The 26787-nt window shown below is 64.0% G+C and carries 21 protein-coding genes; 11 read left to right on the forward strand and 10 right to left on the reverse strand.

Translation table 11 applies throughout. The features are described 5' to 3' along the window. The first annotated feature begins 268 nt into the window (after positions 1-268). A complete protein-coding gene (locus MKD50_RS09535; protein WP_252666977.1) occupies positions 269-1609 on the forward strand; it encodes an MFS transporter in 1341 nt (446 codons plus the stop codon). Positions 1610-1638: 29 nt separating this feature from the next. On the opposite strand, the gene MKD50_RS09540 is transcribed toward MKD50_RS09535, so the two are convergent. Next, a complete protein-coding gene (locus MKD50_RS09540) occupies positions 1639-3471 on the reverse strand; it encodes a bifunctional metallophosphatase/5'-nucleotidase (RefSeq protein WP_252666978.1) in 1833 nt (610 codons plus the stop codon). Positions 3472-3599: 128 nt separating this feature from the next. Between MKD50_RS09540 and MKD50_RS09545 the strand changes: the two genes are divergently transcribed. Next, a complete protein-coding gene (locus MKD50_RS09545; RefSeq protein WP_252666979.1) occupies positions 3600-4037 on the forward strand; it encodes a hypothetical protein in 438 nt (145 codons plus the stop codon). Between the two features lie 40 nt (positions 4038-4077). Here the strand turns inward: MKD50_RS09545 and MKD50_RS09550 are convergent, their stop codons facing one another. The 9 genes from MKD50_RS09550 to tssJ all read right to left on the reverse strand — a co-directional run bounded on the left by MKD50_RS09550 (position 4078) and on the right by tssJ (position 13973). Beyond that, positions 4078-4515: a hypothetical protein gene (locus tag MKD50_RS09550; protein ID WP_252666980.1), complete on the reverse strand. Its 438-nt coding sequence runs from the start codon at positions 4513-4515 to the stop codon at positions 4078-4080. Between the two features lie 116 nt (positions 4516-4631). Next, positions 4632-5258, reverse strand: a complete 627-nt coding sequence (locus MKD50_RS09555) for a hypothetical protein (protein WP_252666981.1) — start codon at positions 5256-5258, stop codon at positions 4632-4634. 68 nt (positions 5259-5326) lie between these two features. Then, positions 5327-5521 (reverse strand): hypothetical protein, encoded by a 195-nt coding sequence (locus MKD50_RS09560; protein ID WP_252666982.1) that lies wholly within the window; start codon positions 5519-5521, stop codon positions 5327-5329. Between the two features lie 109 nt (positions 5522-5630). Further along, positions 5631-6710 carry an Imm71 family immunity protein gene (locus MKD50_RS09565; RefSeq protein ID WP_252666983.1) on the reverse strand — a complete coding sequence of 360 codons (1080 nt, stop codon included), beginning with the start codon at positions 6708-6710 and terminating at the stop codon, positions 5631-5633. Further along, positions 6707-8251, reverse strand: coding sequence for a hypothetical protein (locus MKD50_RS09570; protein WP_252666984.1), 1545 nt, complete (start codon positions 8249-8251; stop codon positions 6707-6709). The genes MKD50_RS09565 and MKD50_RS09570 overlap by 4 nt, the downstream gene beginning before the upstream one ends. A gap of 22 nt (positions 8252-8273) precedes the next feature. Then, on the reverse strand, positions 8274-11099 hold the full coding sequence (locus MKD50_RS09575) for a type VI secretion system Vgr family protein (protein ID WP_252666985.1): 2826 nt from the start codon (positions 11097-11099) through the stop codon (positions 8274-8276). A gap of 79 nt (positions 11100-11178) precedes the next feature. Next, positions 11179-11973: a type IVB secretion system protein IcmH/DotU gene (gene icmH / locus MKD50_RS09580; RefSeq protein WP_018007531.1), complete on the reverse strand. Its 795-nt coding sequence runs from the start codon at positions 11971-11973 to the stop codon at positions 11179-11181. After that, the gene (tssK, locus tag MKD50_RS09585) at positions 11970-13316 is read right to left on the reverse strand and encodes a type VI secretion system baseplate subunit TssK (RefSeq protein ID WP_252666986.1); all 1347 of its coding nucleotides are present in this window, start codon (positions 13314-13316) and stop codon (positions 11970-11972) included. Before tssK ends, icmH begins: the two co-directional genes overlap by 4 nt. A 39-nt stretch (positions 13317-13355) precedes the next feature. Then, complete coding sequence (tssJ, locus tag MKD50_RS09590) at positions 13356-13973, reverse strand: type VI secretion system lipoprotein TssJ (RefSeq protein WP_252667106.1); 618 nt, start codon at positions 13971-13973, stop codon at positions 13356-13358. Positions 13974-14354: 381 nt separating this feature from the next. On the opposite strand from tssJ, the gene MKD50_RS09595 reads away from it, so the two are divergent. From MKD50_RS09595 to MKD50_RS09635, 9 genes are all read left to right on the forward strand, one after another. Further along, positions 14355-14936 (forward strand): tetratricopeptide repeat protein, encoded by a 582-nt coding sequence (locus tag MKD50_RS09595; RefSeq protein WP_252667107.1) that lies wholly within the window; start codon positions 14355-14357, stop codon positions 14934-14936. 36 nt (positions 14937-14972) lie between these two features. Then, positions 14973-15488, forward strand: coding sequence for a type VI secretion system contractile sheath small subunit (tssB, locus tag MKD50_RS09600; RefSeq protein ID WP_012355842.1), 516 nt, complete (start codon positions 14973-14975; stop codon positions 15486-15488). Further along, the gene (gene tssC / locus MKD50_RS09605; protein WP_252666987.1) at positions 15481-16971 is read left to right on the forward strand and encodes a type VI secretion system contractile sheath large subunit; all 1491 of its coding nucleotides are present in this window, start codon (positions 15481-15483) and stop codon (positions 16969-16971) included. Before tssB ends, tssC begins: the two co-directional genes overlap by 8 nt. A gap of 94 nt (positions 16972-17065) precedes the next feature. Further along, positions 17066-17569: an Hcp family type VI secretion system effector gene (locus MKD50_RS09610; protein WP_115700237.1), complete on the forward strand. Its 504-nt coding sequence runs from the start codon at positions 17066-17068 to the stop codon at positions 17567-17569. 61 nt (positions 17570-17630) lie between these two features. Then, positions 17631-18104 (forward strand): type VI secretion system baseplate subunit TssE, encoded by a 474-nt coding sequence (tssE, locus tag MKD50_RS09615; RefSeq protein ID WP_115700238.1) that lies wholly within the window; start codon positions 17631-17633, stop codon positions 18102-18104. Positions 18105-18199: 95 nt separating this feature from the next. Next, positions 18200-20053: a type VI secretion system baseplate subunit TssF gene (gene tssF / locus MKD50_RS09620; RefSeq protein WP_252666988.1), complete on the forward strand. Its 1854-nt coding sequence runs from the start codon at positions 18200-18202 to the stop codon at positions 20051-20053. Beyond that, positions 20017-21108, forward strand: a complete 1092-nt coding sequence (gene tssG, locus MKD50_RS09625; RefSeq protein WP_252666989.1) for a type VI secretion system baseplate subunit TssG — start codon at positions 20017-20019, stop codon at positions 21106-21108. Before tssF ends, tssG begins: the two co-directional genes overlap by 37 nt. A gap of 78 nt (positions 21109-21186) precedes the next feature. Then, entirely contained in the window at positions 21187-23913 is a 2727-nt protein-coding gene (gene tssH, locus MKD50_RS09630; protein ID WP_252666990.1) for a type VI secretion system ATPase TssH, read from the forward strand. Between the two features lie 40 nt (positions 23914-23953). Continuing rightward, entirely contained in the window at positions 23954-26749 is a 2796-nt protein-coding gene (locus tag MKD50_RS09635) for a type VI secretion system Vgr family protein (protein WP_252666991.1), read from the forward strand. Positions 26750-26787 lie beyond the last annotated feature (38 nt).

The following is a 26787-nucleotide window of genomic DNA, read 5'->3' on the forward strand; positions in this document are numbered from 1 at the left end:
TCGCTTCGGATCTGGCTTTCGCGAAGTTTAGATGATGAACATCATTTATTCAATAGATGTTGTGCATCATCTATTGATGTGCGGCCGCGGTAATGTACATACATATGAAGACGTCTTCAGCACGTTGAAGGGTTTTCCCGTATCGTCTTGCCTGTTAATCGCCGCTAGCCAGCGCGACGCCCTTGCGCCGCCGACCCAGCCGCTGCGTCAACCGGTAAAGACAGTGTCCAGCACAGCCCCCCTCCAGACCACCTCAGCGGCGGACGCCATGACCTCGCGCGAGCGGCGTGGCATGGCCGCCATCCTGATTGCCGTCGCCCTTGCGACCCTCGATACCGCCATCGCCAATACGGCGTTGCCCTCGATTGCGGCGGACCTGCGTGCCACGCCTGCCGCCTCGGTGTGGGTGATCAACGCCTACCAGCTGGCGATGGTGGCAACCCTGCTGCCGTTCGCGGCGCTGGGCGGCGTGGTTGGCCACCGGCGCATCTACCTCGGCGGCGTGCTGCTGTTCACGGCCGCGTCGGTGGTATGCGCGCTGGCATGGTCGCTGCCGACGCTGGCGGCGGCGCGGGTGCTGCAGGGCATCGGCGCGGCCGCCATCATGAGCGTCAATACGGCGCTGATCAGCGCGATCTTTCCGACGCACCGGCTTGGCCGCGGGCTGGGGCTGAATGCGCTGGTGGTCGGGGTTTCGTTCGCGGTGGGGCCGACGGTGGCGTCGGTGATCCTGTCGTTCGGCACGTGGCCGTGGCTGTTCGCTGTCAACCTGCCGATCGGCCTGCTGGCGCTGGCGATCGGGCGCGGCTCGCTGCCGCAGACGGCGCGCAGCACGCACGGCTTCGATCGTGTGGCAGCAGCGCTCAGCGTAATTGCCTTCGCCGCGCTGATCCTCGCGCTGGGCGAGGGCGCGCAGCGCGCGCCGCTGCACTTTTCGCTGGCCGCGGCCGCCGTCTTCGTGGTGGCGTTCGGCCTGCTGCTGTGGCGCGAGCGTGGCCATCCGGCGCCGATGCTGCCGGTGGACCTGTTCCGGCGGCCGATGTTCGCGCTGTCGACGCTGACCGCGGTGTGCTCGTTCGCGGCGCAGGGCCTGGCCTTTGTGTCGCTGCCGTTCTACTTTCAGCACGTGCTGGGGCGAGGGCAGGTGGAAACCGGCTTCCTGCTGACGCCCTGGTCCGTGGTGGTGGCGCTGATCGGGCCGTTGGCCGGGCGCCTGTCCGACCGTTACCCGCCGGCCGTGCTCGGTGGCGTGGGCCTGGCCGTGCTAAGCGCGAGCATGCTGTCACTGGCGCTGCTGCCGACGAACCCCAGCGCGCTCGATATCGGCATCCGCATGTGCCTGTGCGGCGCCGGGTTTGGCTTCTTCCAGTCTCCCAATCTCAAGGCCTTGATGACCAGCGCCCCGCGCGAGCGCAGCGGCGGCGCCAGCGGCGTGGTGGCCACGGCCCGACTGCTGGGGCAGTCCACGGGGGCGGCGCTGGTGGCATTGTGCTTCGGCATCGCCGGCGACCACGGGCCGGGTCTGGCGCTGGCGTTGGGCGCGGCGTTTGCCGGCGCCGGTGCCGTGGCCAGCTGGATGCGGCTGGCAGCTGACACGCCGCGGCCCTAGCGGCGCGGGCCGCCGCTCGCTCCTTCAGTTCAGGCAGTGATCCGGTTCGCTGCGCCGGGACTGACAGGGGATTTTGCCCTGAAGTAGGCTTCGAAGACGTCGATATCGACCGGCCCGGCCTGCTGGTTCGTAACCTGCTTCAGCACGGTGAAATTGTCGCCGCCGGAGGCCATGAAGTTGTTCACCGTGACGCGGTAGGTCCTGGCCGGGTCGATGGCGACGCCGTTGAGCCGTAGCGATGCCGTGTCGACGCGATTGCCCTGTCCCGCGGCGGCGCCTGCCGGCTTGCTCTCGTCCCAGGTATAGGTAAAGCCGCTGGAAACCTGCAGCACGCGACCGCCCGCAGGTTGCGGCGCCTCCCATTGCTGTTCCAGCAGGCGCAGGATCTGCGCGCCGGTCAGGTCCATCGTCACCATGCTGTTGCCGAAAGGCATGACGGCGTAGAGCTGCCCGAACGTGGTCTGGCCATTGGTGGCGGCGTCGTACGCAAGGTTCTGGCGCAGCCCGCCCGGATTGGTGAAGGCGATCACCGCCGGTCCGAACGACGCATCGGACGTGCCGGCCAGGTAGGCGTCCGCCACCAGGTCGCCCAATGCCGACTCGCCCGCCGCGGTCTGGGTGCGATCGATGCTCGCGGTGATGGCGCCCACCACCGCATTCTTGATCGGCGCGGTCAGTTCCACGTAGCGATTGACCATTGCGTCGACCGCGCTATCCCTGGCCAGCGCCGTATAGCCCGGGGGCAGCGGGATCGGCTTGCCCTGGCTGTCCTTGATCACCAGATCGTTGACCGCCACGCGGTTGTTCGCCAGCTTGGAAGAGACCCGGCGCGTGGCCGGATCGATGGTGATATCGATTTCCGAAGCCAGTCGGCCATAGAAGCCCGTCTGCGTCAGCAGCTTGCCGTCCGGCCGGGTGCAGACATATTCCTGGTGGGTGTGGCCGCTGACCACGATATCCACGGCGGGATCGAGCTTGTCGACGATCGACACGATGGCACCGTTCAGTCCGGGGCAACTCTTGTCGTTCACCGTGCCCGCCGTCGTGGCTCCGCCTTCATGCAGCAACACCACGATCGCATTGACGTTCTGCTGCCGCAGTTCCGGAATCAGCTTGTTGACCGTATCCGCCTCGGACTCGAACGTCAGGCCTGCGGTGCCCGCGGGCGTCACCACCGACGGCGTGTCCTTCAGCGTCATGCCGATAAAGGCCACCTTGGCCCAGTCGAAGGTCTTGATCTGGTAGGCCGGCAGCAGCGGCTTTCCGGTCGCCTGGTCGATGACATTGGCGGCCAGGTACTTGAACTTCGCCCCGGCGTAGGCGCCGTTGGTCATGCACGTGTCCACGCCGACAATGCCGCGCCGGCCGTCGGCGGACCGCGGAAAGCAGCCCCCGTTCTGCAGCCGCAGCAGTTCATCGCGGCCCTTGTCGAACTCATGATTGCCTACCGACGAGATCTCCAGGCCCATCTGGCCCAGCACATCAATGGCCGGCTCCTCATGGAACGCCCCGGAAACCAGCGGCGAAGCGCCGACCATGTCGCCGGCAGCCACCACCACGTTATTCGGATTCTTCGCCTTCAGGGTCTGGATCAGCGCGGCAAGGTACGCGGCACCGCCCGCCGAAACCCGGGTACCAGCCGGGTTGGCGGCATCCTCCACCACCACGCTGCCGCTCGGCGCTTCCAGGTTGCCGTGGAAATCATTGAGCCCGATGATCTTGACCGATACCGGAGCATCCGCGGCCGGCGCAGGGCTGGCCGGCGCCGAGCCGCCTTCGTCATTCCCGGAACCGCAGGCTGCAACGATGCCTGCAAGAGCGAGCGCACCCAGGCTCGCGACGACATACCGTTTGCGTGTCATGTGGCCAATCCTTTGGGAAGCGGCTGCAGGCAGCCACTCTATGGGCCCATCGTGACTGCTTCATGACGCGGGGATGTCATGCCCTGGCGCTAACCTGAAGCGCCATCAACGCCATGCACCGAACGCCAATGCATCTCTCCCTGATCGCCTGCGCACTGGCCGTGTGCACGGGCATTACCCAAGCCGCCACCACGGAACTGCCGCCAGCCGTGGCGCAGGCAAGCCGGCATGCCATGGCGGCTTGCCAGGAATACATGCATGACGACGCCGACGAGTACCGTTCCTGCACCGACGCCGTCGCCCGCGAGATTCCGCGCGGCCGCAGCGATACGACGGCGCGGTTGCTCGGGCATTACTACTACGCGTGGGTTGGGGCCAATAGTTCGGCGCGATTGTCGTTGCCAGGGGCCGAGGCGGCGGCGCGGGTCTATCTGCGGGAGTTTCGTGCCTTGCAGCGCGAGCTGGGGGTGGATGACAAGACGCTGTGCAAGGCGGTGGAGGGGGATTGTGGGCAGAGGGTGGCGGTGATTGAGAGGATGGAGCGGGAACGGGAGAGGGGGCGGTGAAATGCCCGACGAATAGCTGCGCGCGATAGTTGCACGCGGACTATTCGCTGTACGCGCGGAGCAGGTCGCGTATCTCTTCCCTGGTCAACTGGCCCGAGCCGAGCACCGCTGAAAAATCATCCTTCCCTAGCGGAAAGCGCGTGAGCAGCGCATGCAGGCTGTCCTGATCGAAGGGCGTTGCAGTCAGCGGGTCTAGCCAGAATTCTTCCGTTGCGTCCCGAGGCTCAAGCTTTGTGCCCTCCACATTGATGTAGACCTTGTATCGGACAAAGCCCTCCGGGAAGGCGCGATCGAAATATAGAGACGTCCCTCGGGGCAGCATTGCGGCAGGGCTATCCGAATTTCCGCCGGTAAGCATCAACGGATACTGCAGCTTGTGCACCTTCGGCGATTCTTCGTGCGCGAGTTGGTGTACCACGATTGCGCCAACTATGGCACCGAGGAGTGCGGAGAGGACCGGGGTTAGTAGGCGATTCATGGTGCTATTCATTCTTGCGGATGCTCATTCGTTCTAGCCAATTGGTGCGTCTAAGCCGTAGTCCCGGTCGATCGGCGTCCACGATCGCATCTTGGATGTCGAGATGATTTGCACTGTTATTTAATCACCATACCCTGAGTCGATATTGGTGCCGCATCGATGAAGAACCACGTTGTATCCATTGCCTCGGTGACAGGCGATCCCTGGGCCACCGCTTCATAATCCTCGGCCATTTCGTCATCGAATTCGGCAAAGGGATTATCTGTCTCCAGTCCGATGATGCGATAGGCGGGCTGCATTGGCTGGCCGTGTACGCCGAAGGCCAAACTGAAATCTCTCGCGCCATCGAGCCATTGCTTGGGCACCCAAACTCCGCTTCGAGGGCATGCATGTCCTGGGGCGGTGGTCAAAATTTGGTCGATGGTGTGGCGACGATAAACGGAGAGTTTAGGAAGGAGACCTTGCCTGTTTAGAAGCTCGATTGCCTCTGTGCTGTCACCAGCATGGCTGTCGTCACGGTCCAAGTAAACCTGGTCGGCACCGTTATTCATTCGCTGCAGCCAAAGGCTGCCCTTGCCGCGGTTTTTGTTAAGTGTGGTAGCTGCGGTGCCGGAGGCATAGATCACCCTTTGGATGGCAAGGTCCCAGCGTGATCGCTCCTCATCCGACATCCAGCCAAGCGGCTGTTCGAGCATGCCGCGAAAATCGGTTGACGGTGTCTCGATCAGATCAAGGAGCGACATGTAGTCGCCGCCGAGTTCAACGAACCGGATGCCCCGCCTGATGCTGCTTGCATGGGAGCGATAACGTGCTACCAGTAGTCTAGCGCTGCTGCACCGTGTACGCCGTTATCGGTGATCAGGGAGTCATAGAGGTGGGCGAAGTCCTCGCACAGACGCGCGCAACACTCATAGTACGCGAGCGAACTGGTTTGATACAGGAACCAAGCATCCTGGTCGAGATTTCGCTGCGCGATTGGATAGCGTTTCAGGTTGGTGGAACTCATTGAATATCGTCAGGAACGCTGGCTTGTGCGCGGGCGGGGCGTTCGCCCTTGTACCCCAGACCACACGCAGTTTCGGGACTTGCCTCGTATTCCTGAATCAATGAAGCGTCTAATCGGAGGCAAAAACCCACCGGGTCGAGCGGCCTCGATGCATAGGAAGTTTTTCGCCGGCTTGCACGACGATGCTCACGGAGAGGTCATCTTCTGGAAGCCAACGTCCCGCTTTTGGGGCGGGCTGGCCTGTTTCGAACCAAATCATGGTGCTATCCGTTTCGCTTGTCGCGGAAGAATTATCTGTAGCTCCATTTGGCTTCTGGAAGACATACTCGTCTTCCTCCGCAGGGATTGAACCATCTTCGTAGCGCGTATCCTTCCATAGCAGACGCCAGGTTACAGGTTCTGAAAAGCTTTCATCCTGATGTTCGTACCTCGATGCTGGGGCTGGCGATCCCGCGTGCAAGTAGTTCATACATCCGCTGATCGGGAATGGTCCTTTGGGTTCTTCCTTTTTCTTGAATAGCGAAAATCCAACTGATTTCGAAACCTCAACAGGTTCCCATATGCCGGAATAAGGAATGGTGTTTCCGGTTGAAATGAGCACTGGTACCTTGGGGTCAGGTACATCGACTAGGAAGCCGGGGAAATGCATGCTGGCGAGTTGGTCTCGCAGCCAGTTGCCAAAGTTAAATGGGGCCGCGTCGTCAAGCCATTCGCTTTCGAGTATATCGGAGCATTCTCCCCAAGCCTGAGAGAGATTATTAAAGGTATCGAGAAATCTGATTGCCCCAGGAGTACTAGCCTCTTCGATAGCTGGATGTTCTCTCCACTCTATACGGACCAGGTAATTATCCCAATATGAGCGAGGCCGATCCGCCATTGAAAATAGGCCATTTACGTCATATTTGAAAACTCGCTTGTCGCCGCGTTTGAGTCGAAGTATTGCATCTTCGAAATGTGCAAGCCCTTGCAGCGCGCCGATATAGTGAGACTCGCTGATTTGAGAAGATTGTTCTTTATTTAATTTGCTGGCCAGTTGCCTGCAGTTTTCGATGGCGAACGTCCAGCTCTCGTAGTATCCAAGAATGCGTTTCCATGCCGTGTACGAACTGATTTGCTTGAGCCAATGAAAGAGTTTTCGCCGTTCATCGTCGTTGGGTAGCTGGAGAATCTTAACTGGGCTTGGTTTCATGGTTTCACCAATACTTGCTGGCTTTCTTTGGTCGCTTTCTCGCGCGCACCAAGCCGCAGAGTTTGAACAGTGCCATTTCCAAACGGTGACTTGTATCCCCAGATACCGTTTGCATCAGTCCATCCAGTGGGTGCGATGCGAAAAGTCAGGCCACTGACCTCATCTGTCCACGTGGTCGCTTTTCCGGACGCAAGAACTTTTTTTCCAAGTACTTCAAGCGCGTCGGAAACTCTCTTATCAAGGAAGAAGAACGCCTGAGTGGCCCCTCCGGGAAGGTATTGCCCTGGTAGCATTTTGCCACGTTGCTCTGCGACAGTCCCGACTACCGCCTTGGGACCGGTTTTTCCATTCACGCTTCCAGTGACGAAGAAGCCATCGCGATTGAATTCATCCAACACAGCTGCTCCTTCGCGCCATTCCTTTGCGGACTTTGGCGGTGCGCCGAGGCCCCACCAAGCGCCACCAGGGAAGGTTTCATTTATTTTGCTACCGTGAGTTGTTCCTTCAGGTCCAAAGAACCGAAATATTTTTTCGCCCTGCTTCAGTTCACGATTGACCAACCTCCCGCTATAAGCGCGAATGGCGGGATAAAATTTTCCGTCAGATGACGTTCGCGCGGTAAGGTCGGGATATCCAGGAGCTGGTCGATACTTGCTCTTCCAAGTTTCCGGAGCTCGAACGAGAGCTTCATTCTGCTTCCATCCACCCTTGGCAGAGCGCACAGGCAATGCGCCGTCTTCAATCAACCTCGCCTCATCGGCGCGAGTAACCACCCGCTGCCCTGTGGCCACCTGATGCATCGTCTTACGACTTGTCGATTCGCCACCAGACCGAATGTAGGCTTGGACCTCTCTTAGATGTTGGTCCAACTCCTTGATGGCCTTGGGAATCATTTCATTCCCCTTGGTTTTGAGTTGGAGCAGCCCGCTGCGCAAAGAATCGATCCGTCGTAACAATGCCGACGGAATCGCAGCACCGGCCTTATTTTTGATCTGACCGAGCACCGTATACAGGTTGTTCATCAATGCCGCGAATCGTTCCATGATCGCGGCCTGATGATCAGAGAAACGTAGTTTCAGCAGCCACCGTTCGGCATTCTTGACGCCTATGCGGTTCAGGAACGCGATGATTTCATTGGCACCTTCAAGCAACTTAGCGGCCCGCGCAGCGCCTTTCAGCGCAGCGGCTTCCTTGCAGACTTTGATGAGAATACGGCCGACGCCCTTGACGACGCCACCGAATACAGGAATCAAGGCGACGACAAGAACGACGAGCAGCACCCATTCCCAGACGCTTTCCCGCTTTTCTGGCTTGTCGACCAAACCGATAACCACGGCGATAATATCGCGCACGGCGGTCACGTCGCCAACCAACGGGATCATCCCGATGACCGCATCGACAAGTATCTGTGAAAAACTTGCCTTCTCATTGAAGGCCCCCTGGACCGTACCCCAGGTCCAACTGCCGACGTCGGCGCAGATGGCACGGAAGCGACTCCAGGTGAGGCCACCCGGTGGCGTTGTGTTTGCAACTGAAGGCATGTTTTCTTGCTTCTGGAGTGGGCTAAGCGGACTTTGCTTCCGAATCCGTCTCAGTGGACAGGTATTTGTCCACCAGGCTGGCTAACTTGGCTTCCGTCGGATTAGGGTCGTGGCCGGGCGTCGGTGTCTTGTCTTTGCGTTCGAAGGCGCCTGGCATCGGGCCGAAGCTGACCTGCACGGGCCCCGGAGGAATGCCTTCAATGACGGCGCGTCCCTGCGCATCGAGTGTTCCCTGACGTTGAGAGCCGTCAGCCAACTTCGCAAAGTATTGGGCGCCTGCAAGGCCTTCGTCGTCGTGATATCGGTGATCAAGCATTAGCGTCGAGGGCGACATCGCCCCCACCGGCAGCGCCGCCAACTCCGCCGGACTCCCCCCAGCCCCCACCAACGGATGCCCAGCCCCCTTCACCGACAACAACCCCGGCGTCTCAAACGTAATCGCATTCCCGTCCAGCACGATCCGCGACGAGCCACCGTGCAGCACCACCTTCTTCTGCGCCAGCACCTCGATGCCGTCGGTCGATGAAGTCACCGTCACGGCCTTGTCCGCCATCACTGCCAGCGCATCGGTATGGGCCTGGATGGAAACCGGTCCGCCGGCCGCAATGGCGCGAATCCCGTTGTTCTGGCTGAACAGGCTCACGCCCTTGGCCGCGGCTGCGGCGACGGTGTTGCCGGCGCCGACATGCCAGTCGGCCTGTGCCAGGCCCAGCAGATGGCGTCCGGCAAAGATGGAGGTGGTGGCTTGCGTGGCCAGCGCAATCGAGCTGGGCGATTCTGCGACGAGCCACGGTTGCCCGAAGTGCTCGGCAGCGGTGCCGGTATCCGGGCGCTTGGCGTCCTGCTCGTTGACGCGGTCCGGATAGCGGCCGTCCTGTTGCGGGTCGATGGCCTTGATCAGCGGTTCGAAAGCGGCGACGGCGCCCAGCGGCAGCGCCTGTTGCGAGGTGGCGGCATCGGACAGGCGCTGGGCGGTACGCTCGGCGGCGGTGATCTGGCCGCGGGCTTCGCGGATGTCGAGCATGGTGCCGGCGGCCCTGGCCTGGACCGTGGTCGACAGCAGCAAGCCGTTGCCGGCGCGCACGATGGCCCACGCGTCGGTGCGCAGTTCGGCGCCGGTGCCGCGCCAAACGCCGCGTTCACCGCTGGCGGGAGCCTGCGCGATGACGTAGCCAAGGTTGAGCTGGGTGTCGGCGGCCGAGCTGGCCAGGCGCATGCGCAGCTGGCCGGTGTTGTCGTCGACCACCCACTGGTTGTAGCCGCCGTCGCCAAGGTTGTGCGAATACCAGCCGGACAGCGCTGTGTTCAGCGGCGCCTCGGTGGCGGGCCAGGGCAGGGCGTCCTGTTCGTTGTGCAGTTGCGCCACCACCATCGGGCGGTCGATGTCGCCATCGAGGTAGGTCAGCATGACCTCGGTGCCGGCGCGGGGCAGGTGATGCGTGCCCCAGTTGGGGCCGGCCGCGGCCGTGGCCACGCGCACCCAGGCGGTGACCTGGGTCAGGTCGTCCTGGGCCGGGTCGGCGGCGGTGTCGGCTCTGGGGTCCGCCATCGGCGCGCGCAGCCAGGGCAGGCGCACGCGCACGCGGTGATCGCGCTCGGTGGTCAGCGGGGCGCCGCCTTCGGCGATGACGACGGCAGGCTGTCCTTCCGGTGCGGTGGGCTTGGGCGAGTAAACCGGCACGATCGGGGCATCGGCGCGCACGGCTTCGAAGCGGTTGCGGTAGCTGCCCGCCTCGATGTCGGACAGGCCCAGCAGCAACGCCACCTCGGCCCCCAGGTTGTTGGCCGCTTCATGGCGCACGGCCAGCGTGACGAACTCGTTCGCGGCGGTGTCGAAGTGCCCGGTCAGCGTAAAGCATTCGCCAGCGCCCAAAGCACGCACGCTGCCTTCGCCCTCGTAGCGCAGGTAGCTGCTTTCATGCGCTTGCGCGCGCAGCTGCGCGGCGCGGCGGGCGGCATCGGCGTCGGGGAAACGGTAGGTGCCGCGGGTTTCGAAGGACTCCAGCGCGGGCCATTCGCCCAGGCTTTCGCTGCCGGCGTCGGCGGCGGTGGCGGACAGGGACTTGTAGTCCCATGAGGCGACGGTAACGGCGTTGGTGCCGGTGGCGGCCTGCAGCGACCAATGGTCGATGGCATCCTCGCGCTCGGTGGCGTCGCTGCGGTGGAAGCGGATGCTGGGCTGCGCGCAGGCGGGGCGTTCGGCCTGATTGTCGAAGATCACCAGGCAATGGCGGGACTGGGCCTTGTCGTCCTGGCTGGATTGTTCGGCGTGGTCCTGCTGATGCTCGAAGCGGTAAGACAGGCCTTCTTCCGCCAGCAGCCGCGTGACAAAGGCAAGATCGGTCTCGCGGTACTGGCAGCAGACCGAGCGCTTGCGCAGCGGCTGGCTCACCGCCGTGCGGAATTGGGCCAGCGGGTAGTCGGCCAGCACGTCTTCGACGATCTCCAGCGCGGTCTTGTCCTGGTAGACGTAGCAATCGGTGCGCGCGCGAAGGCGATCGAACCAGGTCCCCACTATCAGCCGGTAGCGAGCCAGGCCGCCGTCGCCGCCGATGGCCGCGCAGCTCTGCACATAGCCGTGCCAGGCGCGGCGCGTGCCGTCGGCCAGCATCAGCCGCAGCGTGATTTCCTCGGCGGCCAGGCGCGCGGTGTCCAGGTGTGCCGACGGGCTAAGGCAATCGATATGGAGCTGGAAGGGCGCGCAGATACCCTCGTGCGCGACGAAGCGCTCCACTACCAGGTCGTCGGCGGTGAGCGCCGTTTCCAGCGTGATCTGGCGCGTGCGCTGGCCCAGCAGCCCGGACAGGGCGGCCATCACGGATGACGGGTAAGAGGACAAGGGCTTCATCGGAGCAGGGTCGGCGCTAGAGGGTTCGGCATGCGGGCCTGGAGACGGCAGGACCGCCTTCGATGGCATCAACGCGGCATCAGGGCAGCGAGATGGTCAGGTGCGAATAACGCGGCCCCAGCTTGATCACCTGCGAGTAGCCCTGCAGCGTGTCGCTGGTCTGCGAGCGCAGCGTGGTCGACAGCCCCAGGAAGGCCAGCAGAGCGATCAGTGCAAAGACCGCGCCGAAGATCCACAGCGGGGTCTCGCGCTTGAGCGCGTGCGAGATCTTGTCCGGGATCGGCCATTGCGGGGCAAAGGCGGCGCGCTTGCCCTTGATCGCCGAGATCTCGTCGCCCAGCCTCGCGGTCAGATAGGCCAGTTTTTCGGGGCCCTCCAGAATGTACTTGCCGCGGAACCCCAGCAGCAGGCACATGTGGAAGACTTCGAGTGCTTGCAGCCGTGGCGCGCCGTGCGCGCGCAGTTCTTCCAGCTTGGTGAAGAAGCCTTCGCCGGCCAGTTGCTCGCCGAACAGCACCAGTTGCAGCGGCCGCCGCTCCCACGTGCTGCGGATGCTGAAGTTCGACGCCAGGATGGTCTCGTCGATGGCGGCGCAGAAGGCGTACTTGGCGTCGAAGATGTCTTCGGCGGCTACGTTTAGCCGCTTGGCGCCACGCTCGAAATCATCGAGGAAGTCGCGCACCTTCTGCAGGAACTCCTCGGCACTGCCCGGCTGCTGGCCATTGCGCAGCAGGAACAGCATGAAAAAGCCATCGTAAAGCAGGTCCAGCAGCGTGCGGGCGTGCATGGCGCCGTCGGCGGAACCCGCGGCGGCGGGAGAGGGCTGGCCGGCCGGCGAGGCGCCGAACAGCGAAGGCGTGGAAGTAGCGCTCATGAGGTCACCGCGATCAGTTCAAGTTTGAGTTCCCGGATGCCGGCCGGGGTGTAGATGGTGATGGTCTGGGCTTGCAGCATGCGATCGTAAAGCGCGCCGCGCGCTTCGATCGCGAAATAGCACGCGCCCGGACGCACCGGGATCGCGGGCGGCACCTGCGGCGTGTAGGTCAGCGGCACGCCCGGCATCGACGACAGCACCAGCTTGTCCACATCGTCCGGGGCGCCGACCTTGAATCGGCTGGGGATGGCTTCGACCAGTTCGGCCACGGGCATGTCGGCGCTAACCGACAGGTAGAAGCTGGTCTTGTCGTCGATCTTGCCGGAATCCAGCCGTCCCAGATGGAACGAGGGACGGGTCTCGTCCAGCGCGATCGAGAAGTAGCGCGTGGAGATGACGGTATCGAGCAGGTCGCGGATGATGCTGTCCAGCCGCGCAAAGACCGGGCCCGGACTGTCGTGGTCATAGACCGGAAGATCAGCCAGCGTGTGGCTCTTTGAAAAGGTCATCAGCGCGCCGGCCAGGCGCAGCATCTCCTGGAACAGCCGCTCCGGATGCAGTTCGGGATGGTGGAACAGATGCGCCAGCGCAGCGAAAGAGGCGTTAGCAGTGTGCAGCAGCCAGAACGACGCGATATCGCCCGAGCGAAACTCGATGATGTTCTTGGTGGGCTCGCGATGGAAGCCGTACAGCGCATTGACCTTGGCCTGCAGCGCATCGATCAGCCGCCGCAGCCGCAGGTACAGCACGGCCGAGGCATTGATCGACAGGCTGGGGGCGACAAAGGTCTCGTCCAGTTCAAAGCCGCCGGTCGCGGTACGCCGGATGCGCACGACCGGCAGCGAGATGAACTGGTCGCGCGGCTCGGTCTCGGCCACCAGCCGCACCGCTTTTTTCAGGTAGGTGATGGCGGCCGGCTCGGCTTCCGTGAACAGGTCCGACGTTTCGGCCTGCAGGCCGACATAGCGGGACGACAGCGAGCCTTCCGCGTCGTCGCGGTAGTTGCCGCCGGCATCGTGCAGCGGCTGCAAGGCCAGGTAGAAGGTGAGTTCCGAGGTGCCCGCGGGAATTGCGTCGAGTACCACGGGCGGTGGCAGTTCGTCGGCCTGGGGCGCGGAATACAGTTCGCCGTCGGGAAAGAACAGCGCCAGCTCGGTCACGCGCAGCACCCCGCTGGCGAGCGCATCCGTGTCAAAACTGGCATTGCGCACGCCCCAGCCGTAGGGCTGGATCACTTGCGCGGTGGCGTGCAGGCGCGACTCATGGTATGCGTCCTGGCGCTGGAAATGCTGGGGCCGCAGGAACAGGCCTTCGCCCCACAGAATCTTGGCGGAATAACTCACGTTTGCCTTTGTTGTCCTTGTTGGTGCCTGTCGGCTACGTCAGGTACGGCAGCCGGCTGCCGAGACCAGGTTCAGGTTGCTGCTGGCTGCGGCGCCCGCCGGCGTGATGGCATCGCCCACGGTCAACGTCATGGCGCAGGCGTGCAGGCCGATGGTCACGCCGGACTTTTCGCTCCTGGCGCTGTCGAACGCGAATTTCCAGCGCTGCGGGGCAGGGCTGCGAAACAGCGCCACCACGCCGAAGGTGCCCGCCTCGCGCGTGATCTTTTCCACGATTTCATAGCGCTGGCCAGGAATTAGAGTCATCTCTCTAACTTGTACCAGGTCAGCGCCGAGTGTCTTCTGCTCTCGTTGCGGATCGATGAAGGTATCGAACGGTGCCTGCAGGAAGCTGGTGGGATCCTTCAGCTTGTAGAGCCGCACCACGATGGCAGCCGGCCGGTTATCGGCTGCCGCATTCAGGTTGTTGCCGGCGTACAGCTTCAGCGGGACTTCGCGCGGCGGCTTCTGGGATTCCGGCAAGTTGGACGGCTTCAGGCCAACGGCCTCCAGCGCGCCGCTGGCGGCGCCCGCCAGCAGCGTGCCGCCGACCGAGCAACCCGCCAGCGCCGCAATACATACAGCGGCTGCCAGGCCCGCAGCCGGCCTGGCTCGCATCGCCGCAGGGGCGTGGCGCGTGCGGTCGCCGGCTGGCGCGCTGTACGGCTCCCGACTGAATTTAATTTGTCGCATGACAGAACTTAAAACTATCTAATTCAGCAGTTGGAGACCTATCCAACAAAACGGTAGAGAACTACCAAAAAGTACTAAGCCTGACAATATCCACCGATCTGTTGTCAGCCGTAAGCGGCAGAGTGTACTATTCCGGCCAATTCGGGTTCAACACAGTTCTGACATTATTGGCATTTGGCGCTTTTTTCCCCCAGCGGATCTCGCCAATGCCAAGGCCCCGGATTGCCCCGCCGTAATCTTGAACCTTCACAGAGACTCGCCGTGAACGACTACAAGCCCAAGTCAGGAATCCATCGCACCCTGGTGATGCTGGCCAGCACCGCCGTGCTGCTCGCCGGCTGCGCAACCTCCAACCCGGGGCCGCAGAGCGATGAGTCGTTCAAGCAGAGCATGTCCGAGGCCGAAGCGGCCCTGGCCAGCGGACAGCGCGAGCAGGCCATCAACCTGTTCGAGCAGATCGCCAAGAACAATCCGACGCGCGAGGAGCCGTGGTCGCGCATGGCGCAAATCGAGTTTGGTGCCGAGCACTATCCGCAGGCGATCGTCGCGGCCGAAGAAGCTTTGCAGCGCGACGCCACCGACCGCAAGGCCAAGAGCGTGCTGGCGGTCAGCGGCCTGCGCGTGGCGCGCCGCTCGCTGCAGGAACTGCGCGCCGACAGCGCCCTGGCCGGAGACGTCCGCTCCGACGCCCAGTTGCTGGCCCAGATGCTGCGTGACACGCTGGGCGAGCAAGTGCTGTTCCCCCGCGACAAGAATGCCGCGCCTGCGGCGAAGCCGGTGCCGCGCCGCCGTGCCGCGCCTGCCAAGCCGACCGCCGCCGCGGCGCAATCGGCACAGCCCGCGGCTTCTGGCGGCGGCAGCGCAGACCCGTTCGGCGCCCTGCGCTGATTCCCAGACCGGATTCCGCCAGATCGGAGAGTAGTGATGGCCAAGAAAGAAAGTGTCCAGAAGCGCCTGCAGAAGGTGCGTCCCCCGCGTGTGCAACTGACGTACGACGTCGAGAAGGGCGATGCCATCGAGCAGAAGGAACTGCCTTTTGTCGTGGGTGTGGTGGCTGACCTGTCGGGCCAGTCCGAAGTGGCGCAGCCCAAGCTGCGCGACCGCAAGTTCGTCAATATCGACCGCGACAACTTCGACGACGTGATGGCCGGCATCGAGCCGCGCGCGGCGTTCCAGGTGCCGAACACGCTCTCTGAAGAGGGCGGCAAGTTCGGCGTGGACCTGAAGTTCCATTCCCTCGAAGACTTTAATCCGGAAGCCGTGGTCGAGCAGATCGAGCCATTGCGCAAGCTGCTCGAAGCCCGCTCCAAGCTAGCCGACCTGCGCAACAAGCTGGCCGGCAACGACAAGCTGGAAGACCTGCTTTCGGAAGTGCTGACCAATACCGAGTCGCTGCAAAAGCTCGGTGCCAATGCCAGGAACGGTGGCGACGATGCTTGATAACCAGTCCGCTGCAGTTGCCCAGCCCGACGTGGCTGTCGGCACGTTGAACCTGCTCGACGAGATCGTCGAGCAAAGCAAGGTTGCAAAGTCGGATTCCGAACATGCGCGCGCCAAGGACATCATCGGCGAGCTGGTCAGCCAGGTGCTGGACGGCACCGTGGTGGTGTCAGACAACCTGTCGGCGACGCTGGATGCGCGCGTGGCCGAGCTGGATCGCCTGATCTCGGCCCAGCTGAGCGCCGTGATGCACGCGCCGGAGTTCCAGAAGCTGGAGAGCACGTGGCGCGGCCTGTCGTACCTGGTCAAGGAAACACAGACCGGCACGATGATCAAGATCAAGGCGTTGAACGCGACCAAGCGCGACCTGGTGCGTGACTTCAAGACTGCCATCGACTTCGACCAGAGTGCGCTGTTCAAGAAGGTCTACGAAGAAGAGTTCGGTACCTTCGGCGGCGCGCCGTTCGGCGCGCTGATCGGCGACTATGAAATCACGCGCCAGCCCGAGGACGTGTATTTCATCGAGCAGATGTCGCACGTGGCCTCGGCCTCGCACGCTCCGTTCATTGCGTCGGCGTCGCCGGAGCTGCTGGGCCTGGAGTCCTTCGCCGACCTCGGCAAACCGCGTGACCTGGCCAAGGTGTTCGACACGGTCGAATATGCCAAGTGGAAGTCGTTCCGCGAATCCGAGGATTCGCGCTACGTCGGCCTGACCATGCCGCGCTTCCTGGGGCGCTTGCCGTACAACCCGAAGGATGGCACCACGGTCGAGGGCTTCAATTTCGTCGAGGACGTGGACGGCACCGACCATGGCAAATATCTGTGGTGCAACGCCGCCTGGGCCTTCGGCGCGCGTCTGACCGCAGCCTTTGAGGATTTTGGCTGGTGCGCAGCCATCCGCGGCGTCGAAGGCGGCGGCCTGGTCGAGGACCTGCCGACGCATACCTTCAAGACCGACGATGGCGAGATCGCACTCAAGTGCCCGACCGAGATCGCCATTACGGACCGGCGCGAGAAGGAGCTGAGCGACCTTGGCTTCATCCCGCTGGTGCACTGCAAGAACTCGGACTATGCCGCGTTCTTCGCCGCCCAGTCGGTGCAGAAGCCCAAGAAGTACAACACCGACAGCGCCAACGCCAATGCCGTGCTGTCGGCACAGCTGCAGTACATCTTCTCGGTGTCGCGCGTGGCGCATTACCTGAAGGCCATGATGCGGGACAAGATCGGCAGCTTTGCTTCAGCGCAGAACGTGGAGAGCTTCCTGAACCGCTGGATCTCCCAATACGTTCTGCTGGACGACAACGCCAGCCAGGAGCAGAAGGCGCAGTTCCCCCTGCGGGAAGCCTCGATCCAGGTGTCGGAGGTACCCGGCAAGCCGGGCACCTACCGCTCCGTCGCCTTCCTGCGCCCGCACTTCCAGCTTGATGAACTTTCGATCTCGCTGCGGCTGGTTGCGGATTTGCCCAAAGCGGCAAACTCCTGACCGCGATCCCTGCGGGGGAATGCGGGCGCAGTACCTAGCAATGCCGGGAAACTGGCAAGAAGCCTAAATAGCGATTTTCATCGAGGGTCTTTCCATGAAGGATATCTACGTCAAGTTCGGCAGCCCGGCAATCAAGGGCGAATCGCAAGACAAGGACCACAAGGACTGGATCGAGGTCAACACCTGGAAGCACAGCATCACGCAGCCGCGTTCGGCCACCGCGTCGACCGCAGGCGGCCATACCGCCGAGCGTTGCGAACACGGTGAGATGGTGTTCACCAAGGATCTGGACGTGGTCAGCCCGTTGCTGTACCAGCACGTGTCGGGCGGCACCACGTTCGACGAAGTCACCATCGACTTCCTGCGTGCCGACGGTGAAGGCAAGCGGGTCAAGTACCTGGAAATCAAGCTGAAGAACGCCATCCTGGGCGCGGTGGCGGCCAACGTCGTTGCCGAAGGCATCCCCAGCGACAGCTTCACGCTGAAGTACGCTGCCGTGCAGTGGAAGTACACGCAGCAGAAGATCGGCGGCAACCAGGGCGGCAACTCGCAGGGCGCCTGGAGCCTGACCAAGAACGACAAGACCTACTCGGTCTGACGTTCCTGCAGTCAAGCCTCGCCGCGGCAGCGTTGCCGCGGCATTTTGCTTGTTCACGCCCATGAAAGGCTTTGAGCCCAGCCTGCTCGACAAGCTCTTCGACGACGAGCCGCACGCGCCGCTGCCCAGCGCGTTGCGGCAATTGTCGCTGGAGGAGCTGAAAGCGACGGTGGCCCGCGACATCGAGGCGCTGCTGAATACGCGCATCGTCCATGAGGATGCCGATTTCAACGGCTTGCCCGAGTGCCGCCGGTCGCTGCTGACCTATGGGCTCAATGACTTTGCCGGGCTGAGCCTGGCCAGCTTCGATGACCGCCAGTACATATGCCAGTCGTTGCGCAATGCAATCGAGCGTCATGAGCCGCGCTTGCAGAACGTCAGCGTCGCGCTGTCGGTCAACGAGCGGGCCACCAGCGTGCTGTGCTTTGGCATCAGCGCGGTGCTGCTGGTGGGCCCCGCGCGCGAGCCGGTCAGCTTCGATGCCATGCTGCAGCCATCGACGCTGCAGTACTCGGTCACGCGAGGGCGAGGCTGAGGCGCGGCGACCGGATCAGGTTGCTGCGGGCACCGCCCGCCGCCCGACTGCCAACGCGCCACCTGCGTCACTAGTGCCAACACCGGCCACACAGAATGGAAGACTTGCTGCCATATTACGAACGAGAACTGGCCTTTCTGCGCCGGTACTCGCGCGACTTTGCCGAGCGCTATCCGAAGATTGCGGCGCGCCTGGCAATGTCGGCGGATGGCTGCGACGACCCTCACGTCGAGCGGATGATCGAATCGTTCGCCTTCCTGTCTGCACGCATCAGCAAGAAGCTCGACGACGAGTACCCTGAATTCACCGAAGCGCTGCTGGAGGTGCTGTACCCGCACTACCTGAGCCCGTTTCCGTCCTGTTCGATTGCGCATTTCGACGTGGCTGGCATGGCTGCGCAACTGAGCGCACCGGTCACGGTGCCGCGCGGCACGTTGCTGACCACGCGGCCGGTGCGCAAGGTCGAGTGCCGTTTCCGCACGGCCTATGACGTGACCTTCCTGCCGCTGCGCATCGCTGCGGCCGGCTTTGAGCGGGCGGTGTCCGCGCCGTCGACGGTCAATCTGCCCAAGGGCGCAACCGGGGCCATCTCGATCGAACTGGAGTATCTGGGCGAGCAGGGTGGCTTCGATGCGCTGGGTCGCCAGGCCGTGCGCGTCTACCTGGATGGCGAGCCATCGTTCGTGGCGGCGCTGGGGGACGCACTGTTCCTGCACGTGGCCGCAGCGTACGTGGAAGAGCGCCCCGGATTGTGGAAGCGCCTGCAGCGCGTGCCGCTGCGCGAGGTTGGTTTTGGCGCGGATGAGGCGCTGATCGACACCCCGGCGCGCTCGCATCCGGCGTACCGGCTGCTAAGCGAGCATTTCGGCTTCGCCGAGAAATTCAATTTCTTCGATCTTGACCTGGATCCGGTTCAGCGGGCGTTGTCGCCCAGCGCCGCCGCGGCAGCGCGCCGCCTGACGCTGCATCTGGTACTGACCGATGTCCGCAGCGACAGCAACACCGCGCGCCTGCTTGAAGGGCTTGGCGCTGGCCACCTGCGACTGCACTGCACGCCGGTGGTCAACTTGTTCCGGCAAAAGGCCGACCCGATCCGCGTCGAACACACCGCCACCGCTTATCCGGTGGTGGCCGACAGCCGCCGCGCGCACGGCTTCGAGATCTATTCGATCGACCAGGTGCAACTGGTGCGTGAAACTGCCGCCAGCCACGACGTGGTGGAGTTCCGGCCGTTCTATTCCCTGCACCATGGCGAAGAACCGGGTGAGGCCGGCCACTACTGGATCGCCCGCCGCAATGCGCTGGTGGCGGAACGCAGCCCCGGCTTCGAGACCGAGATCTCCATTGTCGATTCGGACTTCGATCCCGCCAGCCCCCGCACGGAAACGCTGAGCCTGAGCGTCACCTGTACCAACCGGGACCTGCCGGCGCTGCTGGCGTTCGGCCAGCCCGATGGCGACCTGACCATGGAGGGCAGCTCGATCGCTCGCCGCATCAGCTTCCTGCGCAAGCCGACGCCGTCGATGCGGCTGAACAGCGGGCGCTCGTCGCAATGGCGGCTGGTATCGCTGCTGGCGCTGAATCATCTGTCCCTGGTGCAGAACGGCCTGACGACGCTCAAGGAAATGCTGCGCCTGCATGACCTGCCGCGCAGCGCGATTTCGGCGCGGCAAATTGAAGGCATCGTCGGCCTGGACTACAAGCCGACGACGCAGTGGCTGGCCGGCAAGCCGTTTGCAACCTTTGTGCGCGGCCTTGAGATCCAGCTGACGCTGGACGAGGATGCCTTCGTCGGCACCGGCCTGCATCGCTTTATCCGGGTCATGGACCATTTCTTTGGCCTCTATGTCCACCTGAACAGCTTTGTGCAGCTGGTCGCGGTATCGCGCCGCGGCGGCAAGGAACTGGCAAGATGCGCACCCCGCAGCGGCGAATCGATCCTGGTGTAATCCGCGCGCTGCTGAGGCAGCCCTACCGCTACGAGTTCTTCCAGGCGGTGCGGTTGCTCGAGCTCCACTATGCGCGCGAAGGGGCGGGCACACCGGAGCAGGTGCTGGCCACGCGCGTCGCCTTTCGCAATACCCTGTCGCTGTCGTTCCCGCCGAGCGAGCTGCAGTCCATCGAGGCCGCCACCGCGCTGAATGGCGAACTGGATAGCGATGCGGCTTTTGCCCAGGCCCTGGCTGATGGTGCGCTGGATCAGGTGTCGATCACGCCCACCTTCTTCGGCATGCTGGGGGCGCAGGGCGCGCTGCCGCTGCACTACACCGAGATCGTGGCGGAGCGCGAAACCCTGCGCCGCGACCGCGCCGCACGCGCATTTTTCGATATCTTCTCCAATCGCGCCACCGCGTTGTTCTACCAGGCGTGGAAGAAATACCGGCTGCCGTTCCAGCATGAAGTCGACCGCAACCGGCATTACCTGCCACTGCTGCTGTCGCTGGCCGGCATGGCGGACAAGTCCATGCGGCGCGGCTTGTCGGCCACGGCCGGGGTCGTGCATGACGAAGCGCTGGCCGGGTATGCCACCGCCGTGCGCCATCGGCCGGTGTCGGCTTCCTATTTGCAGCAGGTGCTGTCCGATTACTTCCAGGCGGAAGTGCGCGTGGAGCAATTCGTCGGCGGCTGGTACCAGGTGCCGCCATCACAGTATTCGCGTCTCGGCGGCACCAACAACTTGCTGGGCGCCACCGCCCTTGCCGGCGCGCGCGTCTGGCAGCGGGACCTGCGCGTGCGCATCTGGATGGGGCCGCTGGGGCGCGAGCAGTATCGCAACTTCCTGCCCGGCGCCGAAGGCGCCCTGGCCTTGCGCAAGATGGTGACGGTGCTGTGCGGCGCGACGCTGGAGTACGAAGTGGGCCTTATCCTGCGCGCCAGCGATGTTTCCGGCTGCGCACTTGGCGTTCAAGGCAGCGGCAGGCTTGGCTGGGACACCTTCCTCAGTACCAGGCCAGCGCGCCAGGACCGCAGCGATGCGCGCTACACGCTTGCGCCGGTGCACTGAGCAGCTTTGATTTCGTCCAGATTTCGCCACTAACGCGCGCCACCAACGCGATTCACACCTACCGGAGCCCAAGCCGCCATGGCCATTCCCCTCAAGACGTTGATCGCCAAACTGAATGCAAGCTGCCGGCAGGCCGCGGAGCGCGCCGCGTCGCTGTGCATGGCGCGCGGCAACTATGAGGTCGACCTGGAGCACCTGTTCCTGGCGTTGCTGGAGAACGCGCGCAGCGATTTCGCGGTGGCCGTGCGCGCCAGCGGCATCGATCCTTCGGCGCTGCAGCGCGACCTGGAAGCGGAAATCGCGCGCTTCAAGGATGGCAACACGCGCACGCCGGCTTTCTCGCCTTATCTGCCGAAGCTGTTCGAACATGCGTGGCTGATTGCGTCGCTCGACTCCCAGACCACCCGCATCCGATCCGGCCACCTGCTACTGGCCTTGCTGACAGAGCCGGCGCTGGCGCCGCTGGCAGTACGCGGCTCGCATCGCTTTGCCGAGTTCGATGCGGATCGCCTCAAGCATGATTTCGACAAGCTGACCGCCGGTTCCGAGGAGCGGGTACAGGCGGTGGACATCGCCGATGGCAGCGGGACCACGGCAAGCGCCGGCGGTGCCACGGCGGCGCCCGCGCTGACCGCGACGCCGGCGCTCGGCCAGTTCACCGTCGACCTGACCCAGTCCGCCCGCGATGGCCGCATCGATCCGGTGATCGGGCGCGATGCCGAGATCCGCCAGGTCATCGACATCCTGATGCGGCGCCGGCAGAACAACCCGATCCTGACCGGCGAGGCCGGCGTCGGCAAGACCGCGGTGGTCGAAGGCCTTGCGCAGCGTATTGCGGTGGGCGACGTGCCGCCGCCGCTGCAGGGCGTGACCGTGCGTACGCTCGACATGGGGCTGCTGCAGGCCGGCGCCAGCGTTAAAGGCGAATTCGAGAATCGCCTGAAGAACGTCATCGAGGAAGTCCGCAAGAGCCCGCAACCCATCATCCTGTTTATCGACGAGGCCCATACCATCATCGGTGCGGGCGGCCAGGCCGGGCAGAACGATGCCGCCAACCTGCTCAAGCCGGCGCTGGCGCGCGGCGAGCTGCGAACCATCGCCGCGACCACCTGGAGCGAGTATAAAAAGTACTTCGAAAAGGACGCCGCACTGGCGCGGCGCTTCCAGGTGGTCAAGGTGGATGAGCCCAGCGAAACGCTGGCTGCGGCGATGCTGCGCGGCATGGTACCGCTGATGGAGCGCCATTTCGGCGTGCGCGTGCTGGACGAAGCCATTACCGAGGCGGTGCGACTGTCGCATCGCTACATCAGCGGCCGCCAGCTGCCGGACAAGGCGGTCAGCGTGCTCGATACCGCTTGCGCCAAGGTGGCGCTGGGGCAGAACGCCACGCCAGGCGCGATCGAGGACGATCGCAAGGCGCTTGAGCGCCTTGCCGTGGAACTGGCCGCGCTGCAGCGCGAGCAGCGCGCCGGCGCCGCGCACGCCGAGCGCCTGGCAACGCTGGAAGCACAGCGTGCCGAACTGGAACAACGCGTGACTGCCGCAGATGCGCGTTTGGCGCAGGAGCGCGAGCTGGTGGCCCGTATCCAGGCACTACGCACGGCACGAGAGCAGGGCAACGATGCGGAGGAAGCAGCCGCCCCGGCCATGGCCGCCAACAGCGATGTGGTGGCAATGCCGCGCAAGGGCAGCCGCAAGGCGGCCGCTGCGGCTGTGGAATCCGACGAACTCAACCGGCTGCTGGCGGAACTTCGTGCGCTCCAGGGTGAAGCGCCGATGGTGCCGTTGCAGGTGGACGGTCACGTGGTTTCGGAGATCGTATCGGCATGGACCGGGATTCCCCTTGGCCGCATGGTCAAGGATGAGCTGCGCACGGTGCTGAACCTGAAACCCTTGCTGGCCGCGCGCGTGATCGGCCAGGACCATGCGCTGGATGCAATCGCCCAGCGCGTGCGCACCGCCACGGCGAACCTGGAAGATCCCAACAAGCCGCGTGGCGTGTTCCTGTTCGCCGGCCCGTCTGGCGTGGGCAAGACCGAAACCGCGCTGGCGCTGGCAGACATCCTCTATGGCGGCGAGCGCAAGCTCATCACCATCAACATGAGCGAGTACCAGGAAGCGCACAGCGTGTCGGGGCTGAAGGGATCGCCGCCGGGCTATGTCGGTTATGGCGAGGGCGGCGTGCTGACCGAGGCCGTGCGCCGCAACCCCTACAGCGTGGTGTTGCTGGACGAGATCGAGAAGGCCCACCCGGATGTGCTGGAGATGTTTTTCCAGGTGTTCGACAAGGGCGAGATGGACGATGCCGAGGGGCGGCCCATCGACTTCCGCAACACCATCATCATCCTGACATCGAATGTCGGCTCGTCGGCCATCATGCAGGCTTGCCTGAACAAGCCCGCAGAGGAACTGCCTGACGCCGATGCCCTGGCCGAGGTGTTGCGGCCGACGCTGTACAAGGCCTTCAAGCCGGCCTTCCTGGGGCGTACCAAGGTCGTGCCGTACTACCCGATCCCGGATGACGTGCTGGTCGAAATCATCACGCTCAAGCTCGGCCGCATCCGCGACCGGGTAGCCACCAACCACCAGGCGGAATTCCAGTGGGACAACGCGCTGGTCGAGGCGGTGCTGGCGCGCTGCACCGAAGTCGATGCCGGTGCGCGTGCGGTCGACCATATCCTGAACGGGACGTTGCTTCCGGAGATCGCGCAGACCGTGCTGGTGCGCATGGCAGAGGGTGGCGGCGTCGACAAGATCAAAGTCACCACCGGCAAGAACGGTGAGTTCAAGTACCGCATCAGCTGATATCGGCATGCGCAGACTCGTGACATCGCGGGAGTAATTCATGGTTTCAGCGACCGACCTGGCCAAACTGCTTGGCGCCGCATTCTTGCAGGCCAACCGCTTGCTGCGCCTGCAGACGCCCCTTGGGCAAGACGCGCTGATGCCGGAGCAGCTGCAGGCGGCAGAGCGGCTGGACGGCGGCGGGTTTCGCATCGAACTGACAGCGGTGTCGGATAACGCCGGCATCGAGGCGCAGAGTCTTCTGGGCCAGGCTGTGCGCATCGACCTGCTGACCCAGCGCAGCCGCACCACGCTGCGGCCCTTCCATGGCCACGTTACCCGCTTTGAGCGCGTGGGCGCCAACGGCGGGCTGGCGCGCTACCGGATCGTGGTGGAGCCCTGGCTGGCCTTCTTGCGCCATCGCCGCGACAGCTTCCTGTTCCAGGACATGTCGGTGGTAGACGTGGTGGACAGCGTGTTCGGCGACTACAACGGCCAGGGCAAGCTGGTGCCGGCGTGGCGCTGGGCGCTGCGCGACGCGTCGGCCTATCCGCGCCGCAGCATCGTTACGCAGTACGAAGAGAGCGACTTCGATTTCGTGACGCGCCTGCTCGCCGAAGAAGGCTTGTTCTATTACTTCGAGCATGAAGCCGCCGATGGTGAGGCACTCGGCACGCATCGCATGGTGATCGCCGATGCCAACGATGTTTTCCAGGACAACGAACAGGCCAGGATCCGCTTCGGCCGCGCCGATGCCACCGCTGCCGAAGACGTGATCGATCGCTGGCAAGGCGCGCGCAGGCTGCAGACCAATGCCGTGGCCGTGGCAAGCTGGGACTATCGCGCCAAGGCGGTGCGCAGCGCCGAGGCCGGTGCGCCGGCCGAAGGCAATTCCGCTGCCCCGACCCTCCAGGATACCGACTATCCCGGCCAATACTGGTTCGAGGACGGCGACCAGGCACAGCGCCATGCCCGGCAACTGGTGGAGGCGCTGGAAGTCCGACGCCTGTCGTTTTCTGGCGAGGGCAGCGTACGCACGCTGGCGCCCGCCAGCCGCTTCGTGCTGACCGGCCACTTCGACTACGAGCGCGTGCAGGGAGACGACGAGCGCAGCTTTGTGGTCCTGGCGGTGACGCACGCGGCCCGCAACAACCTGAACGAGCGCTTCCGGGGCGTCATCGATCAATTGCTCGGGACAGGCCAGCCTGCCGCTGCGCCAGCCGACGGTACGTCGGCCGCCGCGGATGTGCCGTTCTACCGCAATCAATTTACGGTAGTACCGGCAAAGGTCCCATACCGCCCGCAGCGGCTTGACGGACAAGGGCGGCAGCTACACCCGCGCCCCACCGTAACCGGGGCACAGACTGCCATCGTCATCGGCACGGACGGTCCCGTGCACACCGACCGCGACCATCGGGTAAAGGTCCAGTTCCACTGGCAGCGCGGGGCCCGCTCGGCCAGCCGGCTGTCTCATCCGGCGGGCGACGACAACGCCCGCGCCGAAGCCGGTTTGGGCACCTGGGTGCGCGTAGCGACCCCGGTTGCCGGCGCAAACTGGGGCGGCGTGGCACTGCCGCGCGTCGGCCAGGAAGTGGTGGTGGAGTTCCAGCACGGCGACATCGACCGCCCGGTCGTGATCGGTGCCGCCTACAACGGCCGCGGCCAGGCCAGCGCCCAGTACAACCAGAACCAGACCGGCGCTGCCAATGCCACCGGCAATGCGCCGGCCTGGTTTGCAGGCAGCACCGAAGCGGCCGATGGCAAGCAGGACGGCGCCGGCCAGGCCAATGGCCAGCAAGGACACGCCCACAACGCGGTCCTATCCGGCATCAAGACACAGGCGCTCGGCAACAGCCAGAACGGTACCGGTGGCTATAACCAGCTGGTCTTTGACGACACCGCAGGGCAAAGCCGCACGCTGCTGTCGACCACACAGGCTGCCTCCGCACTGACGCTCGGCCACCACTTGGAACAGCGCGACAATGCCCGGCAGGCTGCACTCGGCCACGGGGCCGCGCTGGAAACTGCGGACAGCGGCGCGCTGCGTGGCGGTGCGGGCATGCTGCTGACAGCGCACGGCGCGGGCACCAGCGTGCCGTTGCTCGACAGCGAAGCAGCCGCTGCGCAGGTGGAGGCCAGCACCGATCTGCTGACCTCGCTGGCAGACGTCGCGCGCAAGCAGAAGGCGAATCTCCCGGAAGAGCCCGCCGCAGCGGAACTGCCGGCCATTGCCCAGCTGAAGCACACCACCGAAGTCCTGCGCCATACGGAAGCTGGCGCAGACGGCAAGGCCAGCGCCACGGCTTACAACGAACCGCATCTTCAAGTCTCCGCACCCAAGGGCATTGCCGCGACCACGCCTGCCGATGCTGTGCTGATCGCCGGTACGCAACTGACCCTTGCCGCGCAGAAAGATGCCAATGTGGCGGCTGGCGGGAATCTGTCAGTGGCGGTTGCGGACGGGCTGAGCCTGTTCACACACGGCAAGGCTGGTGGAGATTCCGGCGCGGGTATTGCCATGCATGCAGCGAGTGGGAAAGTGGGAGTTGCCAGCCTGCAGGGGCAGGGGCGCATCGCCGCGGAGAAGCTGGTGACGGTTTCGTCGTCGCAGGGGGCGGTGAAGGTGCAAGCCAAGGACCATGTGTTGCTGAATGCTGCGGGGGCGCAGGTTCGGGTGGTGGGGAACACGATTGAGGTGCATGCGCCGGGGATGACTACGTTAAAGGGGGCGCGGCATTTGTTTGTGGGGCCGGGGGGGAGTGGGGCGGAGGCGGGGTTGCCGAAGGGGGCGATGAAGGGATGCGACATCCAGGAGGACGAGGCCGCTAACCTTGGTTTGGCGTCGGTTTCCCGTTGATCGCTTGCAGGCTGACTAACCTTACCGATTATCACGTC

This window comes from Cupriavidus mimosae (genome assembly GCF_023952485.1).
Classification (GTDB): domain Bacteria; phylum Pseudomonadota; class Gammaproteobacteria; order Burkholderiales; family Burkholderiaceae; genus Cupriavidus; species Cupriavidus taiwanensis_C.

What these genes read in the sequence shown, in the direction of transcription:
- tssE (WP_115700238.1), top strand. Translation starts at nt 17,631, where the DNA reads ATGAAAGGCTTTGAGCCCAGCCTGCTCGACAAGCTCTTCGACGACGAG.
- MKD50_RS09555 (WP_252666981.1), bottom strand. Translation starts at nt 5,258, where the DNA reads ATGTCGCTCCTTGATCTGATCGAGACACCGTCAACCGATTTTCGCGGC.
- tssG (WP_252666989.1), top strand. Translation starts at nt 20,017, where the DNA reads ATGCGCACCCCGCAGCGGCGAATCGATCCTGGTGTAATCCGCGCGCTG.
- MKD50_RS09560 (WP_252666982.1), bottom strand. Translation starts at nt 5,521, where the DNA reads ATGAGTTCCACCAACCTGAAACGCTATCCAATCGCGCAGCGAAATCTC.
- tssB (WP_012355842.1), top strand. Translation starts at nt 14,973, where the DNA reads ATGGCCAAGAAAGAAAGTGTCCAGAAGCGCCTGCAGAAGGTGCGTCCC.
- MKD50_RS09565 (WP_252666983.1), bottom strand. Translation starts at nt 6,710, where the DNA reads ATGAAACCAAGCCCAGTTAAGATTCTCCAGCTACCCAACGACGATGAA.
- MKD50_RS09545 (WP_252666979.1), top strand. Translation starts at nt 3,600, where the DNA reads ATGCATCTCTCCCTGATCGCCTGCGCACTGGCCGTGTGCACGGGCATT.
- MKD50_RS09575 (WP_252666985.1), bottom strand. Translation starts at nt 11,099, where the DNA reads ATGAAGCCCTTGTCCTCTTACCCGTCATCCGTGATGGCCGCCCTGTCC.
- tssC (WP_252666987.1), top strand. Translation starts at nt 15,481, where the DNA reads ATGCTTGATAACCAGTCCGCTGCAGTTGCCCAGCCCGACGTGGCTGTC.
- MKD50_RS09535 (WP_252666977.1), top strand. Translation starts at nt 269, where the DNA reads ATGACCTCGCGCGAGCGGCGTGGCATGGCCGCCATCCTGATTGCCGTC.
- MKD50_RS09595 (WP_252667107.1), top strand. Translation starts at nt 14,355, where the DNA reads ATGCTGGCCAGCACCGCCGTGCTGCTCGCCGGCTGCGCAACCTCCAAC.
- MKD50_RS09570 (WP_252666984.1), bottom strand. Translation starts at nt 8,251, where the DNA reads ATGCCTTCAGTTGCAAACACAACGCCACCGGGTGGCCTCACCTGGAGT.
- MKD50_RS09540 (WP_252666978.1), bottom strand. Translation starts at nt 3,471, where the DNA reads ATGACACGCAAACGGTATGTCGTCGCGAGCCTGGGTGCGCTCGCTCTT.
- tssH (WP_252666990.1), top strand. Translation starts at nt 21,187, where the DNA reads ATGGCCATTCCCCTCAAGACGTTGATCGCCAAACTGAATGCAAGCTGC.
- MKD50_RS09635 (WP_252666991.1), top strand. Translation starts at nt 23,954, where the DNA reads ATGGTTTCAGCGACCGACCTGGCCAAACTGCTTGGCGCCGCATTCTTG.
- tssF (WP_252666988.1), top strand. Translation starts at nt 18,200, where the DNA reads ATGGAAGACTTGCTGCCATATTACGAACGAGAACTGGCCTTTCTGCGC.
- MKD50_RS09550 (WP_252666980.1), bottom strand. Translation starts at nt 4,515, where the DNA reads ATGAATCGCCTACTAACCCCGGTCCTCTCCGCACTCCTCGGTGCCATA.
- icmH (WP_018007531.1), bottom strand. Translation starts at nt 11,973, where the DNA reads ATGAGCGCTACTTCCACGCCTTCGCTGTTCGGCGCCTCGCCGGCCGGC.
- MKD50_RS09610 (WP_115700237.1), top strand. Translation starts at nt 17,066, where the DNA reads ATGAAGGATATCTACGTCAAGTTCGGCAGCCCGGCAATCAAGGGCGAA.
- tssJ (WP_252667106.1), bottom strand. Translation starts at nt 13,973, where the DNA reads ATGCGAGCCAGGCCGGCTGCGGGCCTGGCAGCCGCTGTATGTATTGCG.